Origin of the sequence: Pseudomonas sp. 273 (assembly GCF_029201425.1) — a bacterium.
GTDB classification, from domain to species: Bacteria; Pseudomonadota; Gammaproteobacteria; order Pseudomonadales; family Pseudomonadaceae; genus Pseudomonas; species Pseudomonas delhiensis.
The window spans coordinates 5,953,534-5,972,270 of record NZ_CP116775.1; the positions used below are offsets into that span (position 1 = coordinate 5,953,534).

Annotated in this window: 17 protein-coding genes and 2 pseudogenes; all 19 read left to right on the forward strand. The window is 69.9% G+C overall.

All coding sequences use genetic code 11. From position 1 onward, the window contains the following. The first annotated feature begins 265 nt into the window (after nt 1-265). The 19 genes and pseudogenes from PKO50_RS27205 to PKO50_RS27295 all read left to right on the forward strand — a co-directional run bounded on the left by PKO50_RS27205 (nt 266) and on the right by PKO50_RS27295 (nt 18,694). Nucleotides 266-2,752, forward strand: a complete 2,487-nt coding sequence (locus tag PKO50_RS27205; RefSeq protein ID WP_275627783.1) for a TonB-dependent siderophore receptor — start codon at nt 266-268, stop codon at nt 2,750-2,752. Nucleotides 2,753-3,130: 378 nt separating this feature from the next. Beyond that, a complete protein-coding gene (locus PKO50_RS27210) occupies nt 3,131-3,991 on the forward strand; it encodes an ABC transporter ATP-binding protein (RefSeq protein WP_275627784.1) in 861 nt (286 codons plus the stop codon). 21 nt (nt 3,992-4,012) lie between these two features. Next, nucleotides 4,013-5,011, forward strand: a complete 999-nt coding sequence (locus tag PKO50_RS27215; protein WP_109936708.1) for an ABC transporter substrate-binding protein — start codon at nt 4,013-4,015, stop codon at nt 5,009-5,011. Nucleotides 5,012-5,027: 16 nt separating this feature from the next. Beyond that, nucleotides 5,028-5,800, forward strand: a pseudogene (locus PKO50_RS27220) (ABC transporter permease). A 10-nt stretch (nt 5,801-5,810) separates the two neighbouring features. Next, nucleotides 5,811-6,572: an SDR family oxidoreductase gene (locus tag PKO50_RS27225; RefSeq protein ID WP_275627785.1), complete on the forward strand. Its 762-nt coding sequence runs from the start codon at nt 5,811-5,813 to the stop codon at nt 6,570-6,572. A 12-nt stretch (nt 6,573-6,584) separates the two neighbouring features. After that, nucleotides 6,585-7,118 (forward strand): cupin domain-containing protein, encoded by a 534-nt coding sequence (locus PKO50_RS27230; protein ID WP_109936711.1) that lies wholly within the window; start codon nt 6,585-6,587, stop codon nt 7,116-7,118. A gap of 10 nt (nt 7,119-7,128) precedes the next feature. After that, on the forward strand, nt 7,129-7,989 hold the full coding sequence (locus PKO50_RS27235; protein WP_275627786.1) for an alpha/beta fold hydrolase: 861 nt from the start codon (nt 7,129-7,131) through the stop codon (nt 7,987-7,989). Beyond that, nucleotides 7,986-8,807: an IclR family transcriptional regulator gene (locus PKO50_RS27240; protein WP_089393418.1), complete on the forward strand. Its 822-nt coding sequence runs from the start codon at nt 7,986-7,988 to the stop codon at nt 8,805-8,807. Before PKO50_RS27235 ends, PKO50_RS27240 begins: the two co-directional genes overlap by 4 nt. Further along, nucleotides 8,804-9,601, forward strand: a complete 798-nt coding sequence (locus PKO50_RS27245) for an SDR family oxidoreductase (RefSeq protein ID WP_275627787.1) — start codon at nt 8,804-8,806, stop codon at nt 9,599-9,601. Before PKO50_RS27240 ends, PKO50_RS27245 begins: the two co-directional genes overlap by 4 nt. Further along, nucleotides 9,594-11,275: pseudogene (locus tag PKO50_RS27250) on the forward strand (thiamine pyrophosphate-binding protein). Before PKO50_RS27245 ends, PKO50_RS27250 begins: the two are co-directional and overlap by 8 nt. Before the next feature lie 10 nt (nt 11,276-11,285). Beyond that, nucleotides 11,286-12,089: an aspartate dehydrogenase gene (locus tag PKO50_RS27255; RefSeq protein ID WP_109936715.1), complete on the forward strand. Its 804-nt coding sequence runs from the start codon at nt 11,286-11,288 to the stop codon at nt 12,087-12,089. 10 nt (nt 12,090-12,099) lie between these two features. After that, entirely contained in the window at nt 12,100-13,587 is a 1,488-nt protein-coding gene (locus tag PKO50_RS27260; protein WP_275627788.1) for an aldehyde dehydrogenase, read from the forward strand. After that, the gene (locus PKO50_RS27265) at nt 13,584-14,552 is read left to right on the forward strand and encodes a VOC family protein (RefSeq protein ID WP_275627789.1); all 969 of its coding nucleotides are present in this window, start codon (nt 13,584-13,586) and stop codon (nt 14,550-14,552) included. The genes PKO50_RS27260 and PKO50_RS27265 overlap by 4 nt, the downstream gene beginning before the upstream one ends. A gap of 11 nt (nt 14,553-14,563) precedes the next feature. Further along, nucleotides 14,564-15,706 carry an FAD-dependent monooxygenase gene (locus PKO50_RS27270; RefSeq protein WP_275627790.1) on the forward strand — a complete coding sequence of 381 codons (1,143 nt, stop codon included), beginning with the start codon at nt 14,564-14,566 and terminating at the stop codon, nt 15,704-15,706. Between the two features lie 9 nt (nt 15,707-15,715). Beyond that, nucleotides 15,716-16,033 (forward strand): hypothetical protein, encoded by a 318-nt coding sequence (locus tag PKO50_RS27275; RefSeq protein ID WP_275627791.1) that lies wholly within the window; start codon nt 15,716-15,718, stop codon nt 16,031-16,033. 1 nt (nt 16,034) lies between these two features. Continuing rightward, nucleotides 16,035-16,256 carry a recombinase-like helix-turn-helix domain-containing protein gene (locus PKO50_RS27280; RefSeq protein WP_275627792.1) on the forward strand — a complete coding sequence of 74 codons (222 nt, stop codon included), beginning with the start codon at nt 16,035-16,037 and terminating at the stop codon, nt 16,254-16,256. Between the two features lie 19 nt (nt 16,257-16,275). Beyond that, the gene (locus PKO50_RS27285; protein ID WP_275627793.1) at nt 16,276-17,307 is read left to right on the forward strand and encodes an aromatic ring-hydroxylating dioxygenase subunit alpha; all 1,032 of its coding nucleotides are present in this window, start codon (nt 16,276-16,278) and stop codon (nt 17,305-17,307) included. Beyond that, entirely contained in the window at nt 17,304-17,741 is a 438-nt protein-coding gene (locus tag PKO50_RS27290) for a RidA family protein (protein WP_275627794.1), read from the forward strand. The genes PKO50_RS27285 and PKO50_RS27290 overlap by 4 nt, the downstream gene beginning before the upstream one ends. After that, nucleotides 17,738-18,694, forward strand: a complete 957-nt coding sequence (locus PKO50_RS27295) for a PDR/VanB family oxidoreductase (RefSeq protein WP_275627795.1) — start codon at nt 17,738-17,740, stop codon at nt 18,692-18,694. Before PKO50_RS27290 ends, PKO50_RS27295 begins: the two co-directional genes overlap by 4 nt. The last annotated feature ends 43 nt before the right edge of the window (nt 18,695-18,737 follow it).

An 18,737-nucleotide genomic window follows, 5' to 3' on the forward strand; every position in this document is an offset into this window, starting at 1 on the left:
AAGGGAGAGGGGACCGTTCGGTGTGTTCGGGGATTTCGGAGTTAGCCGGCAGCACCGAAGGTTTCCGGCTGAAACCATCACCTCTCTCGGCACGGACTAGCCCCTCTCCCTTCAGGGAGGGGGCTGGGTCAAACCAAAACACCTAAGCCACCTGGAAACTCCATTCGCGAGCAAGCTCGCTCCTACGAAGAGCCGCATGGGCGCCATCGGAAACATTTTTCGCGGATGAGAATTATTTTTGTCGGGTTTTCCATCATCGGCCGGCATGGAGATAAACCCTCCCATTCCTCGCCCTGACGGATACCTCCCCATGCGTGCAGTCCCGGCTCGATCATCCGCCCCGAACTCCCCCGCCAGCCGCCTCGCCATCGCCGTGCGCGGCGCCCTGCTCTGCGCCGCCCTGGGCAGCGTCCTGCCCCTGACCGGCTGGGCCGCCGACGCCGCCAGCATCACCCGCAGCCGCGCCTACGCCATTCCTGCCGGCCCCCTGGGCGAGGTGCTCAACAGCTTCGCCCGCGAAGCCGGCATCACCCTCTCCACCACCCCGCAGCAGACCGCCGGCCTGCAGTCCGAAGGCCTCAACGGCACCTACTCGGTGGACCAGGGCCTGGCCCGCCTGCTCGCCGACACACCGCTGCAGGCCGAGGACCAGGGCGACGGCAGCTACGTGCTGCGCGCCGCCGGGCCCAAGGACGCCCTGGCCCTGCCCGCCACCAGCGTGTTCGCCCTGGGCAACGCGCTGGGCAGCGAGGACGGCTACCTGGCCACCCACAGCCAGATTGCCACCAAGACCTCCAAGGCCCTGCTGGAAACCAGCCAGAGCGTCTCGGTGGTGACCCGCGAGCAGATCGACGACCAGGGCTCGAAGACCGTGCAGCAGGCCATCCGCTACACCCCGGGCATCTTCACCGGCCAGGTCGGCGCCTCCAACCGCTACGACTACATCGTCATGCGCGGCTTCGCCGACAACAGCGTGGACAACATCTACCTGGACGGCCTCAAGGCCATGGGCGACAACGGCACCTTCAGCTCGATGCAGATCGACCCGTACTTCCTCGAACGCATCGACGTGCTCAAGGGCCCGTCCTCGGTGCTCTACGGCCGCAGCCTGCCCGGCGGCCTGGTGGCGCTGACCAGCAAGAAGCCGCTGTACGAGGACTACCACCAGGTCACCGCCAGCGTCGGCAACATGCAGCAGAAGGAACTGGGCTTCGACTTCAGCGGCCCGCTGGACGACGAGAAGCGCATCGCCTACCGCCTGGTCGGCCTGGGCAAGGGCGCCGACACCCAGTTCGACCACGCCAAGGAAGAGCGCTACGCCATCGCCCCGAGCCTGGCCATCGACTTCAGCGACGACACCACCCTGACTCTCCAGGGCTACCTGCAGCACGACCCCAACGGCGGCTACCACAGCGGCGTGCCAGCCGACGGCACGCTGTACCACCACAACGGCCGCAAGATCGACCGCGAGTTCTTCGACGGCGAACCCGACGTCGACGACTTCGACCGCACCCAGCGCATGTTCGGCTACCAGCTGGAACACCGCATCGACGACGTCTGGTCGGCGCGGCAGAACTTCCGCTACCTGCAGTCCGACGTGAGCCTGGCGCAGGTCTACGGCTACGGCTGGACCGCGCCGGACAGCAACGAACTGACGCGCTACTTCTCCGGCGCCCGCGAGCGCCTGGAGGCCTACATCATCGACAACATGGCCCAGGCCGAATTCGCCACCGGCGCGGCCCGCCACACCCTGCTGATGGGCCTGGACTACCAGCGCCGGCACACCTCGGTGGACTGGTCCTCGGGCTCGGTGGCGCCCATCGACGCCTTCGACCCGGTGTACGGCGACAGCGCCATCAGCTACTACCCGGACGACAACCACACCCGCCGCCTGGAACAGACCGGCGTCTACGCCCAGGACCTGATCGACCTGGACAACTGGCGCTTCTCCCTGGGCATGCGCCAGGACTGGGTGACGGTGGAAGACAAGAACCGCAGCACCGGCAGCAAGGCCGACGACGACTGGAAGAAATTCACCGGCCGCGCCGGCGTGCTCTACCTGTTCGACAACGGCGTGGCGCCCTACGTCAGCTACTCCGAGTCGTTCAACCCCAACGCCTACTCCGACCAGGACGGCACCCCGCTGGAGCCCACCGAGGGCAAGCAGTGGGAACTGGGCCTGAAGTACCAGCCGCCGGGCAGCGCCAGCCTGTACACCGCCTCGCTGTTCCACATCACCCAGGAGAACGTGGCGACCAAGGAGCCGCAGGACAACTTCTACACCTCGGTGGGCGAGATCCGCTCCCAGGGCCTGGAGCTGGAAGCGCACATCCAGGCGACGCGGAACCTGAAGCTGCTCGGCAGCTACACCTACACCGACATCACCTACACCAAGTCGCTGGATGGCAACCAGGGCCACACCCCGAACCAGGCGCCCAAGCACATGGCCTCCATCTGGGCCGACTACGCCTTCGACGCCGGCCCGCTGGACGGCCTGAGCATCGGCGGCGGCGCCCGCTACGTCGGCGAGACCTGGGCGGACAAGGAAAACACCCTGCGCGTGCCCGACTACACCCTGGTCGACGCCCGCATCGGCTACGACCTCGGCAAGCTCGGCATGAAGGGCCTGGACGTCAGCCTCAACGCCAACAACCTGCTGGACAAGGACTACGTGGCCTCCTGCTACAACCTCGACTACTGCTACTTCGGCGAGAAGCGCAACGTCACCGCCACGGTCAACTACCAGTTCTGACCCCACGCCGCCCGCCCGCGGGCAGGCATTCCCTCGTAGGAGCGAGCTTGCTCGCGAACGGGCCCCGCTGCGGGAGCGGTTCGCGAGCAAGCTCGCTCCTGCAAAATCCCCTCGCGCTACCAGCCGCCTCTCCCGCCGCGCCCCCTGATGGCGCACTGATAGGTAGCACCCGCAGCCAATCTGCTACCTCGCTGTGCAGAAATTTCCCAATGCTTCGTAAAAACCATTCCACCGGTGAAACAAGCAGGCGTTTCACACCAGGAACGCACAACTATTTGATTAATAAGGAATAAACAAAGCTCTTCGAAAGAAAAATCACGTGGCATTGTTCATGCATAAATCAACGCACCGTATATGAAACAAGGTGAGATGAATTACATGGCTGCCACCCAAGAGCTGTACGCCGTCGTCGAACCGGGAAACCCCGCCTTGCAGGCCCGGGAAGGTGCGCGGCCGGCCGACGTGGAGATCGTCTTCGAGAACGTCGGCAAGTGCTTCCCCAAGAAGGGCGAGCGCGATGCGCCCTTCGCCGTGCGCGGGCTCAATTTCAGCATCCGCAAGGGCGAGGTGGTGTCCATCATCGGCCCGTCCGGCTGCGGCAAGAGCACCCTGCTGAACATGGGCAGCGGGCTCTACACGCCGAGCGAGGGCGCCGTGTTCGTCGGCGGCGAGCGCGTCGTCAAGCCGGTGGCCAAGGTCGCCTTCATGCTGCAGAAGGACCTGCTGATGCCCTGGCGCAGCATCCGCCGCAACGTCGAGCTGGGCCTGGAGATCCAGGGCGTGCCGGCGGCGCGGCGGCGGCCGGTGGCCGAGCGGCTGATCGAGAAATGCCACCTGGCCGGCTTCGGCGACCACTACCCGTTCCAGCTCTCCGGCGGCATGCGCCAGCGCGCGGCCCTGGCCCGCACCCTGGCCATCGACCCGCAGGTGCTGTTCCTAGACGAGCCGTTCTCGGCCCTCGACGCCCAGACCAAGATGATTCTCCAGCAGGACCTGGCGCAGACGCTCTACGAGCAGCGCAAGACCGCGCTGTTCATCACCCACGACCTGATGGAAGCCATCGCCCTCTCCGACCGCATCCTGGTCATGAGCGCCCGCCCCGGCAGCATCATCGAGGAAATCGAGGTCGACCTGCCGCACCGCGACAACCCCCTGGAACGCCGCAAGCTGCCCGGCGCCGGCCCCCTGGTCGGGCGCCTGATGGACCTGCTGAAAGTCGGCGACGACCCCCTCCACTGACCCCCGCACGAGGACCCACTCATGCGCAAGACCCTGCTCTCCCGCCTCGCCGGGCCGCTGCTCGCCCTCTGCGCCTTCGGTGCCAGCGCCGCGCCCACCGAAGTCACCTACCTGCTGCCGGCGCCGCCCAGCTCGCCGGCCTTCGCGCCCTGGATCATCGCCCAGCAGAAGGGCTACTACGCCCGGGAGAACCTCAAGGTGACCTTCCTCGCCGGCAAGGGCGGCGTCGACGTGGCCAAGCAGATCGGCTCGGGCAACGCCCTGGTCGGCGGCGCCATCGGCGACACGCCCATCGTGGTGCGCGCCAACGGCGTGCCGGTGAAGGCCGTGGCGGTGCTCGGCGGCGGCGGCGTGACCCTGCTGGCGGCCCGTGGCGACAGCGGCATCGACTCGGTGAAGGCGCTCAAGGGCAAGACCATGACGGTGATGTCCTACTCCGACACCACCTACTACGCCCTGCTCGCCTCGCTGCGCAAGGCCGGCCTGGGGCGCGACGACGTGGACATCCAGGCCGCCGGCCCGGCCGGCGTCTGGCAGCTGTTCTCCGCCGGCAAGGCCCAGGCCATGGCCGGGGTGCCGGACTGGGTGGTCAACGCCGAGGACGCCGGATTGAAGGCGAAGCTGCTGCCCCAGGACCAGGTGTTCGAGAGCATGGCCCAGGCCATCCTCGCCTCCGACGACGCCATCGCCAACCACCCGGAGGTGGTCCAGGGCGTGGTCAGCGCCACCCTCAGGGGCATGGCCGACATCATGGCCGACCCCAGGGGCGCCGCCGCCACCTTCGCCGCCGCGGTACCGGCCTACAAGGGCAGGGAAGCCTCGCTGGAGCGCATCTTCCAGCTCTACGACGAGCACGTGTACCCGGGCCAGGCGGTCCCCGGGCAGATCGACGAGCAGCGCCTGGCCAGCGTCGCCCGCTTCTACGTCGAGGAGAAGATCGTGCCGCGCGCCACCCCGCTGGCCGAGCTCTACACCAACCGCTTCGTCGAGGCCAACGCCGCCCGCCTGGCGCAACAGTGATCCCCCGGAGTCCGACATGACGCTTTCCCGTTCGAGCGCCGGCAGCCTGGTGCTGCTGGTGCTGTTCCTCGCCCTCTGGCAATGGGGCCCCGGCCTGCTCGGCATGCCCGAGTTCGTCCTGCCCAACCTCACCCGCGTGGCCCAGGAAGCGGTGGCCATGTGGCAGACCGGCAACCTGCTGGAGCACACCCTGATCACCACCCTGGAGATCATCGTCGGCTTCGCCCTGGGCGCCCTGCTGGGCATCGTCATCGGCGTCGCCCTGGGCCTGTCGCCGGCCGCCGAGGCCATGCTCTCGCCCTACATCCTGGCGCTGCAGATCGCCCCAAGGTGGCCTTCGCCCCGCTGTTCGTGATGTGGCTGGGCTACACCGTGTACCCGAAGATCCTCATCGCCATCCTCATCGTGTTCTTCCCGGTGATGATCAACGTGCTCTCGGCGATCCGCACCGTCGACCCGGACATGATCAACCTGGTGCGCGCCCTCAGCGCCACCCGCTGGCAGCTGTTCCGCCTGGTGGAGTTCCCCTCGGCCATGAGCGCCCTGTTCTCCGGCCTGCGCATCGCCTCCACCCTGGCGGTCATCGGCGTCACCGTCGGCGAGCTGGTGGGCGGCAACAAGGGCCTGGGCTTCCTGCTGGTGGACGCCGAGGGCCAGGGCAACACCGCCGGGGTGTTCGTCACCATAGTCGCGCTGACCGTCATCGGCGTGCTCGCCTATGCCGCCGTGGTCTGGGCCGAGAAGCGCGTCCTCCACTACCTGCCCAAGGCCAACCTGGCCACGGCCTGAGGACGCGAACATGAGCACCGATACCCTCCTGCAAGGCCGCCGCATCCTCATCACCGGCGGTGTCGGCGGCCTCGGCCTGGCCTTCGCCGAGGCCGCGGCACGGGCCGGCGCCCGGGTGGCGATCGCCGACGTCCGCGACGCCGAGGTCCAGGCGGCCGCCGCCGGCCTGCGCGAACAGGGCCTTGCGGTCGACGGCCTGGCCCTCGACCTGCGCGAGCCGCAATCCATTTCCACCTGCGTGGCCCGGGCCGTGGAACGCCTCGGCGGCCTCGACGGCCTGGTCAACAACGCCGCGGTGACCCACTCCGGCGGCAAGCCCGCGCAAGCGCTGGACATCGCCACCTGGGACCTGGTCATGCAGGTCAACGTGCGCGGCACCTGGCTGATGACCAACGCCTGCCTGCCGGCGCTGCGCGAAAGCGGCCGTGGCGCCGTCGTCAACCTGGCCTCCGACACCCCGCTGTGGGGCGCCCCCAACCTGCTCGCCTACACCGCCAGCAAGGGCGCGCTCATCGCCATGACCCGCAGCCTGGCGCGGGAGCTGGGCGCCGACGGCATCACCGTCAACGCCATCGCCCCCGGCCTGGTGGAGGTCGAGGCCACCGCCTACGTCCCCGCCGAGCGCCACGCGCTGTACCGCCGGCAGCGCGCCATTTCCCGCGCGCAGCTGCCGGCGGACGTGACCGGCGCCGTGCTCTTCGCCCTGTCCGACCTGTCCCGCTTCGTCACTGGCCAGACCCTGCCGGTCAACGGCGGGTTCGTCATGCTCTGAGGAGAAAAACCGATGACCGATCTCAACGCGCAACAACAGCCCCGCACCTGGGACCGCCCCGCCGACGCCAGCTTCGAGCAGTGGTGCAACTCGCGCATCGCCCGCTATTCCACCCGCCAGTACGACTGGAACGCGCTGAAGTTCCAGGCCGACTACGACCCCAAGTACCGCCGTGCGCAGATGCGCTACATCGGCACCGGCGGCACCGGCGTCAGCGCCGACAACAACACCATCCCGTCCGAGCACTTCACCTTCTCCACCATGGTCATCCCGGCCGGCCATGAAGGCCCGCCGCACCTGCACGTCGACGTGGAGGAAGTGTTCTTCGTCCTGCGCGGCAAGCTCAAGGTGATCCTGGAGAAGGACGGCGAGCGCTTCGAGACCATCCTCGGCGACCGCGACGTGATCTCGGTGCCGCCGGGCGTGTACCGCGAGGAAATCAACATCGGCGACGAGGACGCGCTGATGTGCGTGATGCTCGGGGCGAAGAAGCCGGTCACCCCGACCTACCCGCCGCAGCATCCGCTGGCCAGCATCAAGCGCTGAGGGCCGGACGATGACGGCGATGACCGCGGCGGCCGCCTGGCAGGCCGACCTGGAACGCGACTTCCCGCAGCGCCTGGTGCGCCACGGCGAAACCGTCGCCGCTGTGCGCGAGGCCGGCGCAACCGACGCACCGGCGCTGGTGCTGCTGCACGGCATCGGCTCCGGCGCGGCCTCCTGGCTGCCGCTGGCGCAACGCCTGAAGGACCGCGCGCGGATCATCGCCTGGGACGCCCCCGGCTACGGCGAGTCGACGCCGCTGGCCGAAGCCGCGCCGCGGGCGGAAGCCTACATGGGCCGCCTGCGCGAACTGCTGGATGCGCTGGGCGTGCGGCGTTGCCTGCTGCTCGGCCATTCCCTGGGCGCGATGGCCGCCCTGGCCCTGGCCAATGCCGAGCCGCAGCGCGTGGCCCGCCTGGTGCTGCTCAGCCCCGCGCGCGGCTACGGCGCACGCCCGGACGAAGGCGAGGCGGTACGCAGCCGGCGCCTCGCCGGGCTGGCCAGCGAAGGCATCGCCGGCCTCGCCGAGCGCCGTGCGCCGGCCATGCTCGGCGCCAACCCGGACGCCGCGGCGCTGGCCTGGGTGCGCTGGAACATGGCGCGGCTCAGGCCCCACGGCTACCGCCAGGCGGTGGAGCTGCTGTGCGGCGACGACCTGCTGCGCCTGGGCCGCCCGCCCGTGCCCAGCGAGGTGCTGTGCGGCAGCGAGGACGGCATCACCCCGCCCGCCGCCTGCCGCGAAGTCGCCGAAGCGCTGGCGGCGCCCTTCCAGCTCGTACCCGGGGCCGGCCACGCCAGCCCCATCGAATGCCCCGAAGCCCTGGCCGGGCTGCTTGCCCGGCTTATCGAGCACTGCCAAGGACTGAAACCATGAGTACCGACACCCTCAACGAACCCCAGGAACGCTACATGGTTCCGGGGCTGGAGCGCGGCCTGACGCTGCTGGGCGAGTTCACCCGCCACGACCGCACCCTCACCGCCCCGGAGCTGGCGCGCCGCCTGCAGTTGCCGCGCACCACCATCTTCCGCCTGCTGGCCACCCTCGAGGCCCTGGGCTTCGTCACCCGCAGCGGCAACGAATACCGCCTGGGCATGGCGGTGCTGCGCCTGGGCTTCGAGTACCTGGCCTCGCTGGAACTCACCGAACTGGGCCAGCCGATCCTGCGGCGCCTGTGCGACGCCATCGGCTACTCCTGCAACCTGGTGGTACGCGACGGGCGCAACATCGTCTACGTGGCGAAGATCTCGCCGCCGTCGATCCTCACCAGCGCGGTCAACGTCGGCACCCGCCTGCCGGCCCACGCCACGGTGCTGGGGCGCATCCTCCTGGAGGACCTGGACCTCGCCGCGCTGCGCGAGCTGTACCCGGAGAAACAGCTGGAACGCTTCTCCGAGGGCACCCCGCGCAACGCCGAGGAACTCTTCGACCTGGTGCAGAACGACCGCCTGCGCGGCTACGCCCTCAGCGAAGGCTTCTTCGAGGCGAGCATCTCCACCGTCGCCGCGCCGGTGCGCGACCACACCGGGCGGGTCTGCGCCGCCATGGGCGTGACCATCCCCGCCACGCGCATCGCCGAGCACCTGCTGGAGCCGCTGGTGCGCCAGGTGCGCAACAGCGCCGAGGAACTCTCCGGCCTGCTCGGGCACATGCCCAACCCCAACGTGCTGTCGCTGCAGAGGGTCCACCCATGAGCCTGTGCGACCTCAGCGGCCGCGTCGCCGTGGTCACCGGCGGCAGCTCCGGCATCGGCCTGGCCACCGTCGAACTGCTGCTGGAAGCCGGCGCCGCGGTGGCCTTCTGCGGCCGCGACGGCGAGCGCCTGGCACAGGCCGAGGCCGGGCTGCGCCAGCGCTTCCCCGAGGCGCGCCTGCTGACCGCCACCTGCGACGTGCTCGACGCCGGCCAGGTGCGCGACTTCGCCGCGCGCTGCCAGGCACAACTGGGCGCCGCCAGCATGCTGGTGTGCAACGCCGGGCAGGGCCGCGTCTCCACCTTCGCGCAGACCAGCGACGAAGCCTGGCGCGAGGAGCTGGAGCTGAAGTTCTTCTCGGTGATCCACCCGGTGCGCGCCTTCCTCGAACAACTGGAAGGCCAGCCCGACGCCGCCATCGTCTGCACCAACTCGCTGCTCGCCAGCCAGCCGGAGCCGCACATGGTCTGCACCTCGGCGGCCCGCGCCGGGCTGAAGAACCTGGTGCGCTCGCTGGCCTGCGAGTTCGCGCCCAAGGGCATCCGCGTCAACGGCATCCTCATCGGCCTGGTGGAGTCCGGCCAGTGGCGCCGGCGCTTCGAGGCCCGCGAGCAGCGCGAGCTGGACTGGGCGCAGTGGACCGCGCAACTGGCCCGCCAGAAGCAGATTCCCCTCGGCCGCCTGGGCCTGCCGCGCGAAGCCGCCAACGCCCTGCTGTTCCTCGTTTCACCGCTGTCGGCCTACACCACCGGCAGCCACATCGATGTATCCGGAGGCCTGTCCCGCCATGCGTAACGAAAACCCGGTCACCGTGGGCGCCGTCATCGCCGCCTTCCTCGAGCAGTGCGGGGTCAAGGCCGCCTTCGGGGTGATCTCGATCCACAACATGCCGATCCTCGACGCCTTCGCCAGCCGCGGCAACCTCCGCTTCGTCATGGCCCGCGGCGAGGCCGGCGCCACCAACATGGCCGACGCCTACGCCCGCGCCAACGGCAGCCTGGGCGTGTGCCTGACCTCCACCGGCACCGCCGCCGGCAATGCCGCCGGCGCCCTGGTCGAGGCCCTTACCGCCGGCACCCCGCTGCTGCACCTGACCGGGCAGATCGAGACGCCCTACCTGGACCAGGACCTGGCCTACATCCACGAGGCCCGCGACCAGTTGGCCATGCTCAAGGCGGTGTCCAAGGCGGCCTTCCGCGTGCGCAGCGCCGAGACAGCCCTGAGCACCCTCAAGCTCGCCGTGCAGACCGCCCTGAGCGCGCCGGCCGGGCCGGTCAGCGTGGAGATCCCGATCGACATCCAGTCCGCCCATATCCCCATGCCCGAAGACCTGGCGCCGCTGCCGGTGCCGGTCGCCGTGCCCACCGCCGAGGCCCTGGACCGCGTCGCCGAGCGCCTGGCCGGCGCACGCCGGCCGATGCTCTGGCTCGGCGGCGGCGCCCGCCACGCCGGGCGCGAGGTGAAGCGCCTGATGGACCTGGGCATCGGTGTCATCACCTCGACCCAGGGCCGCGGCGTGGTCAACGAGGACGACCCGCGCTGCCTCGGCGCCTTCTCCCAGAACAAGCAGGTGGAAGCCTTCCTGCAGGGCTGCGACGCGCTGCTGGTGGCCGGTTCGCGGCTGCGCAGCAACGAGACCTTCAAGTACGCCCTGAAGCTGCCCCAGGTGACCTACCGCATCGACGCCAACCCGGCCATCGAGGGCCGCTGCTACAACAGCGAGCTGTTCATCTGCGGCGACTCGGCGCTGGCCCTCGCCGGCCTGGCCGAGCGCCTGGAGGGCGGCTGCAGGTCGAGCCCGGCTTCCGCGACGAGCTGCGCGGGATTCGCGAACGTTCCCGCGCGCAACTGATGGACGAGCTGGGCCCCTACGCCTCGATGGTCGAACAGCTGCAGGGCATGACCGGCCGCGACTTCACCTGGGTGCGCGACGTGACCCTGTCCAACAGCATCTGGGGCAACCGCCTGATCCACCTGTTCCACCCCCAGGCCGGCATCCATGCCCTCGGCGGCGGCATCGGCCAAGGCCTGGCCATGGGCATAGGCGCGGCCATCGCGGCGGCGCAGAACGCCCCGCAGCGCAAGGTCTTCGCCCTCTGCGGCGACGGCGGCTTCATCCTCAACCTGGGCGAGATCGCCACCCTGGTACAGGAGAAGGCCAAGGTGGTGATCCTGCTGATGAACGACCAGCGCTACGGCGTCATCCGCAACATCCAGGACGCCGTGTACGGCGGCCGCCACTGCTACGTCGACCTGCATACCCCGGACTACGCGCGCCTGGCCGAGTCGGTGGGCCTGCGCCACGCGCGCATCAACGACCTCAAGGACTTCGCCGGCGTGCTGGAAAGCGCCCATGCCAGCGACGGCCCCTTCCTGCTGGAAGTGGACATGTGCGCGGTGGGCAACTTCGCCAAGGCCTTCGCCGGCCCGCCGAACATGGAAACCCGCCACCAGAAGGCCACGGCCTGAGGACCCCGCCATGCTGCACATCGCCATGATCGGCTGCGGCGCCATAGGCCTCAGCGTGCTGGAACTGCTCAAGGACGACCGCGACCTGGCGCTCGACCAGGTGGTGGTCCCCGCCGGCCACCTCGACCAGGCGCGCCAGCGCCTGGCCGGCATCGCCGCGCAGGCCCGCGTCGGCGAGGCGCTGGACTACGCCCGGCGCCCCGACCTGCTGGTGGAATGCGCCGGCCACGCGGCCCTGGCCGAGCACGTGATCCCGGCCCTGGAACGCGGCATCCCGTGCCTGCTGGTGTCCATCGGCGCGCTCTCCGAGGACGGCCTGGCCGCGCGCCTGGAAGACGCCGCGCGGCGTGGCGGCACCCGGGTGGAACTGCTCTCCGGGGCCATCGGCGGCATCGACGCGCTGGCCGCGGCCAAGGTCGCCGGGCTGGACTCGGTGATCTACAGCGGACGCAAGCCGAGCCGCGCCTGGAAGGGCACGCCGGCCGACGAGCGCTTCGATCTCGACGGCCTCACCGAACCCACGGTGATCTTCGAAGGCAGCGCCCGCGAGGCCTCCTCGCGCTACCCGAAGAACGCCAACGTCGCCGCCACCCTGTCGCTGGCCGGCCTGGGCCTGGACGCCACCCGCGTGCGCCTGATCGCCGACCCCACCAGCGAGGAGAACGTGCACCACTACCAGGCCCGCGGCGCCTTCGGCGAATTCGAGATGACCCTGCGCGGCAAGCCGCTGGCGGCCAACCCCAAGACCTCGATGCTGACCGTGCTCAGCATCGTCCGCGCGCTGGGCAACCACGCCCACGCCGTTTCCATCTGAGGACAGCGCCATGCTCGATCTCGACGCCATCCAACCCATCTGCATCGCCGGCCAGTGGCGCCTGGGCAGCGGCGACCTCTACGCCAGCCACTACCCGGCCGACGGCTCGGTGGTCGCGCACCTGCACGCCGCCGGCCTGGCCGACGTGGAGGAAGCCATCCAGGGCGCCCAGCGCGCCTTCCTCCACAGCGGCTGGGCGCAGCGCAAGCCCCACGAACGCGCCGCGGTGCTGTACCGCGTGGCGCAGCTGATCCGCGAGCACGCCGAGGAACTGGCGCAACTGCAGCGCCTGGACAACGGCAAGCCGATCCGCGAGACCCGCGCCCTGGTCGCCAGCGCCGCCGCCACCTTCCAGTTCTTCGCCGGTGCCTGCGAGACACTGGAGGAAAGCATCACCCCCTCACGCGGCGACTTCCTGAGCATGAGCGTGTACGAGCCCATGGGCGTGGTCGCCGCCATCACCCCGTGGAACTCGCCGATAGCCTCCGAGGCGCAGAAGCTGGCGCCGGCCCTGGCCGCCGGCAACGCGGTGCTGATCAAGCCGGCGGAGATCACCCCGCTGGCGGCCCTGGCCCTGGCGCGCCTGTGCATCCAGGCCGGGGTACCGGCCGGGCTGCTCAGCGTGCTGCCGGGCAAGGGCTCGCTGATCGGCGACGCCATCACCCGCCACCCGCTGGTCAAGCGCGTGTCCTTCACCGGCGGCACCCGCACCGGCAAGCACATCGCGCGCATCGCCGCGGACAAGATGATGCCGGTGTCCATGGAGCTGGGCGGCAAGTCGCCGACCATCGTCCTGGACGACGCCGACCTCGACCACGCCGTGGCCGGGGTGCTCTACGGCATCTTCAGCAGCTCGGGGGAATCCTGCATCGCCGGCTCGCGGCTGTTCGTCGCCCGGCCGCTGTACGAACCCTTCCTGCAGCGCCTGGTCGAAGGCGCCGAGCGCCTGCGCATCGGCGACCCGGCCGACGAGGCCACGCAGATGGGGCCACTGATCAGCGAGCGCCACCGCGAGAGCGTCGAGCGCTACGTCGACCTCGGCCTGTCCGAGGGCGGGCGCCTGCTCGCCGGCGGTTGCCGCCCGCAGGGCAGCGCCTTCGAGCGTGGCTGGTTCTACACCCCGACCATCATCGACGGCCTGCGCAACAGCGCGCGCCTGTGCCAGGAGGAAGTCTTCGGCCCGGTGCTGACGACCCTGCCGTTCGACGACGAGCGCCAGCTCATCGAAGAGGCCAACGACAGCGTCTACGCCCTCGCCGCCGGCATCTGGACCCGCGACTTCCAGCGCGCCTGGCGCCTGGGCCGCGCCGTGCAGGCCGGCACCGTGTGGATCAACACCTACAAGCAATTCTCCATCGCCACCCCCTTCGGTGGCTGGAACGACAGTGGCCTGGGGCGTGAGAAGGGGCGCCTGGGCATCCTCCAGTACATGGAGCAGAAAGCCCTGTACTGGGGCCTCAACCAGCAGCCCATCGCCTGGGCCGGAGCGACAGCATGAGCGTACTTGGCATCGACGAGATCACCTACGGCGTGGAAGACCTGCCACGCTGCCGGCGCTTCTTCGAGGACTGGGGCCTGGCCCTGGTCGGCGAGCAGCCCGATGAAGTGGTCTTCGAAACCCTCAACGGCTGCCGCGTGGTGCTCGCCGACCTGGACAAGCCCGGCCTGCCGCCAGCCATCGAGCCCGGCTCGACGGTGCGCGAAGTGGTCTGGGGCGTCGAAAGCGCCGACGACCTGGCGCGCTACGCCGGCCGCATCGCCTCGGCGCCGGGCTTCGTCGAGAGCGGCGGGCGCATCGGCTGCACCGACCCCAACGGCCTGGCGATCCGCCTGCAGGTCACCCGCAAGCGCGAGCTGCTGCTGGAGGAATGCGGCGCGCACAACACCTGGAACAGCAAGGCGCGGATCAACAGGCCCAGCCCGGTCTACGAGCGCGCCACCCCGGTGGAGGTCGGCCACGTGGTGTTCTTCGTCAAGGACGTCAACGCCTGCGAGGCCTTCTACCGCGAGGCCTTCGGCTTCCAGACCTCGGACCGCTACCCCGGCCGCGGCGCCTTCCTGCGCACCGCCGAGGAAGGCGGCCACCACGACCTGTTCATGCTCCAGCTGCCGGCGCCGCGCGCCGGGCTGAACCACGTCGCCTTCACCGTGCGCGACATCAACGAGGTGTTCGGCGGCGGCATGCACATCGCCCGCTGCGGCTGGGACACCGAGATCGGCCCGGGCCGCCACCCGGTGTCCTCGGCGTTCTTCTGGTACTTCAAGAACCCCGCCGGGGCGCTGGTGGAGTACTACGCCGACGAGGACCAGCTGACCGGCGCCTGGCAGCCGCGCAGCTTCGAACCCGGCCCCACGGTGTTCGCCGAATGGGCCATCGCCGGCGGCCTCGACGGCGTCACCCGGCGGCAGAAAGGCGCCGAAGGCCCGCAAGGCAAATTCCTGACCGAAAAGAACAAGAGCTGAGGAGAAAGCCCATGTCCAAGCTGAAGATCGGCGTGCTCGGCGCCGGCATCGGCGGCCTGTGCGCCGCCATCGCCCTGCTGCGCGCCGGGCATGACGTCATCGTCTACGAACAGGCCAAGGCGTTCCTGCGCGTCGGCGCCGACATCAACCTCACGCCCAACGCGGTCAAGGCCATCGACGGCCTGGGCGTCGGCGAAGCGGTGCGCGCCAGCGCGGCGCGCCCCACCCACCGCATCAGCCGCACCTGGGACAGCGGCGAGGAAACCTCGCGCCTGGAAATGGCCGACGCCGCCGAGCGCAAATACGGCGCGCCGCAGCTGACCATCCACCGCGCCGACCTGCTGGCCGCCCTGGCCGAGGCCTTCCCCCTGGAGCGCGTGCGCTTCGCCCACCGCGCGCAGTCGGTGCGCCAGGCGGCAGATGGCGTGCACATCGAGTTCGCCGACGGCGGCCAGGACCGCGTCGACGTGCTGATCGGCGCCGACGGCATCCACTCGGTGGTGCGCAGCGCGCTGTTCGGCGAGGAACACCCGCGCTTCACCGGGGTGGTCGCCTACCGCGCCGTGGTGCCGGCGGTGAAGGTCGCCCAGGTGCCTCACATCCAGGCCTTCACCAAGTGGTGGGGGCCCAATCCGCAGAGCCAGATCGTCACCTTCCCGCTCAACCGCGGCCGCGACATCTTCATCTTCGCCACCACAGCCCAGGACAGCTGGCACCTGGAAAGCTGGACCACCCAGGGCAGCGTCGAGGAACTGCGCGAAAGCTACGCCCACTACCACCCGCACGCCCGCGCCCTGCTGGAAGCCTGCGACGAAGTCCTGAAGACCGCGCTGTACGAACGCGACCCGCTGCCCTACTGGACCCGCGACAACCTGGTGCTGCTCGGCGACGCCTGCCACCCGATGATGCCGTTCATGGCCCAGGGCGCCGGCCAGGCCATCGAGGACGCCGTGGTGCTCGGCCGCATGCTCGCCGGTGTCAGCGCCCCGGCCGGCGTCTCGGCGGCGCTCAAGGCCTACCAGGACGCCCGCCTGGAGCGTACCAGCCAGATCCAGATCGGCTCGCGCGGCAACCAGTGGCTCAAGGCCGGCGGCAACGCCGACTGGGTCTACGGCTACGACGCCTGGGCCATCCCCGTCGACCACGCGGCCTGAGGAACGAGCATGAGCGAAACCCTGCTGCTCACCGTGCTGCTGCGCCACGACCAGTCGAAGAACCTGGAGGACATCCAGGCCCACATGAAAAAGATGGCGTGGTGGGAACGCTTCCCCGGCGAAGGCGTGGAGATCGTCTCCTGGACCGTGGCCATGGGCCTGGGCCAGATCGTCACCCTGCGCCTGCCGCCGGCGCTGCTGCCGCGCGTCAACGTCGAACTGGAGCGCTCCGCCTGGGGCGTGTTCCGCACCGAATGCTACCCGACCTACGACTTCGTCCCGGTGCGCGAAAGCATCCGCGAACGGGTCCGCAATGGAGGCCAATGAAATGACCGAACCCTACAACGAGACGCACCAGTCGCGCAGCCGCCCGAGCACGCCCCTCGAAGACCTGCTGGGCGACTCCATCGAGCGCGCCTACGCCGCCGGCAGGCACGACCTGCCGAGCCTGCTGGAGCACCTGAACCTGGCCGGCCCGCCCTGCCCGCTGACCAGCGGCGAGTGGACCGAAGACGCCTACAAGACCCTGATGGCCCGCCTGGGCGAATAACGGGCGAGGAACGAGAAAAATGACCGCACACCTGACCGTCGATCCTGTCGAGAAGATCCTGGCCAATGGCCTGAAGAACCTCTGGTTCCCCGTCCTCCCTTCGCAACTGCTCGGCGACAAGCCGCTGTCCGTCCGCCGCCTGGGCTACAAGATCGCCCTGTGGCGCGACAACGACGGCAGCGTCCACGCCCTCGAGGACCACTGCCCGCACCGCGGTGCGCCGCTGTCCCTCGGCCCGGTGCTGGGCGACCGCCTGCAGTGCCCCTACCACGGCGTCGAGGTGCGCTGCGACGGCACCGTCACCAAGGTCCCCGGCAGCCCCGGCTGCAAGCTCGAGGGCAGCCGCCCGACGCGCATGTTCCACGTCCGCGAGGCGGCCGGCGCGATCTTCCTCTACAACGCCGCCGACCCGCACCTGGAGAACCCGCCGGAACTGGTGCTGCCCGAGCAGCTGACCTCGCCCGAATGGAGCAGCTTCATCTGCTACACCGAATGGCGCGGCGACTACCGCTACGTCATCGACAACGTCATGGACCCGATGCACGGCACCTACCTGCACAAGATGTCCCACTCCATGAGCGAAGGCGCGGCCAGCGCCAAGTTCGTCACCCGCGACACCGAGCAGGGCTTCTTCTTCGAGAAGGAAGGCCAGCGCGGGGTGAACTTCGACTGGACCGAGTTCGTCGACAACGGCTGCCACTGGCTGCGCCTGGAAATCCCCTACCCGAAGACCGGCGGCCCGGGCGGCAACTTCACCATCGTCGGCAGCTACACGCCGAGCAGCCCGCAGCTGTGCGCGGTGTTCCACTGGCGCTGCCGCCCGCTCACCGGCTGGCAGCGCGACACCTGGCGCTTCCTCTACAAGAACCGCCTGGAGGCCCGCCACTGGGCGGTGCTGGAGCAGGACCGGGTACTGCTGGAGAACATGGAGCCGGACGCCAACCAGCGCGAGAACCTCTACCAGCACGACCTGGGCGTGGTGCGCATCCGCCGCTACCTGAAGAACAAGGCCAAGGAACAACTGGAGCTGATCGAGGCCCGCCAGCTATGAGCGCAGTCGTCCGCGTGAAGGCCGAGGCGCTGGCGGAGCCGGCCGGCGCCAGCTGGTCCAACGCCCTGCGCATCGGCAACGAGGTGGTGATGTCCGGCATGACCGGGCACCCCGCCACCCGCCAGGCCGCCGAGCGCGGCGAACCGCTGGGCGCCTACGAGCAGACGCTGCTGGTGCTGGGCAAGTGCAAGGCCCTGGTCGAGGCCGCCGGCGGCCACGTCGGCAATCTCTACCGGCTGAACGTCTACGTCACCGACATCGCCGCAAAGGACGAGGTCGGCCGCGCCCGCCGCGACTTCTTCGCCGGCCAGGCCTGCTATCCCACCTCCACCCTGGTGGAGGTCAGCGGCCTGGTGTTCCCCGAACTGCGCGTCGAGATCGAGGCCAGCGCGCGCCTGGACGTCGATCTGCGCACCGCCGAGGTACTGCCATGAGCAACGCAACCATCCCGGCGCTGGTGCACACCCTGCGCCACGAGGCCGAAGGCATCATGAGCGTGGAACTGCGCCCCTGGGGCGACACCCGCCTCCCGCCCTTCGAGGCCGGCTCGCACATCGACCTGCACCTGCCCAACGGCCTGGTGCGCAGCTACTCGCTGCTCAACTCGCCCAGCGACCAGGGGCGCTACGTGATCGGCATCCTCCGCGACCGCAACAGCCGCGGCGGCTCGCGCTGGGTGCACGACAACCTGCGCGTCGGCACCCAGCTGCAGATCTCGGCGCCGCGCAACAACTTCGCCCTGGACGCCAGCGCCAGCCACAGCGCGCTGGTGGCCGGCGGCATCGGCATCACGCCGATCTACTGCATGTTCCGCCAGTTGCTCGCCCTCGGCCGCTCCGCCGAGCTGATCTACTGCGCCCGCTCGCGCCGCGAGGCCGCGCTGCTGGAGGAACTGCGCAGCCTCGACGCCCGGCTGCAGCTGCACTTCGACGACGAGAAAGGCGTGCCGCCGGACCTGGCCACCTACCTGGCCGGCCGCCCCGCCGACGCGCACTTCTACTGCTGCGGCCCCACGCCCATGCTCGATGCCTTCGAACGCACCTGCGAGGCCCTGGGCTACCCCAACGCGCACATCGAGCGCTTCGCCGCCGTCGAGCAGGCCGCCGCGGACGATGCGCTGGACAGCTACGAGGTGGAGCTGCGCAAGAGCGGCAAGCACCTGCGCATGGAGGCCGGCATGGTGCTGCTGGACGCGCTGCTGGAACAGGGCTGCGACCTCGACTACAGCTGCCGCGAAGGCGTCTGCGGCTCCTGCGAGGTAAAGGTGCTGGAAGGCGAGGTGGACCACCGCGACGGCGTGCTGACCAAGGCCGAGCGCGCGGCCAACCGGTCGATGATGGTCTGCGTCTCGGGCTGCCGCAGCCGGCGCCTGGTGCTCGACCTGTAGCCCTCCCCGCCCTGCACGAAACGGCAGCCCATGGCTGCCGTTT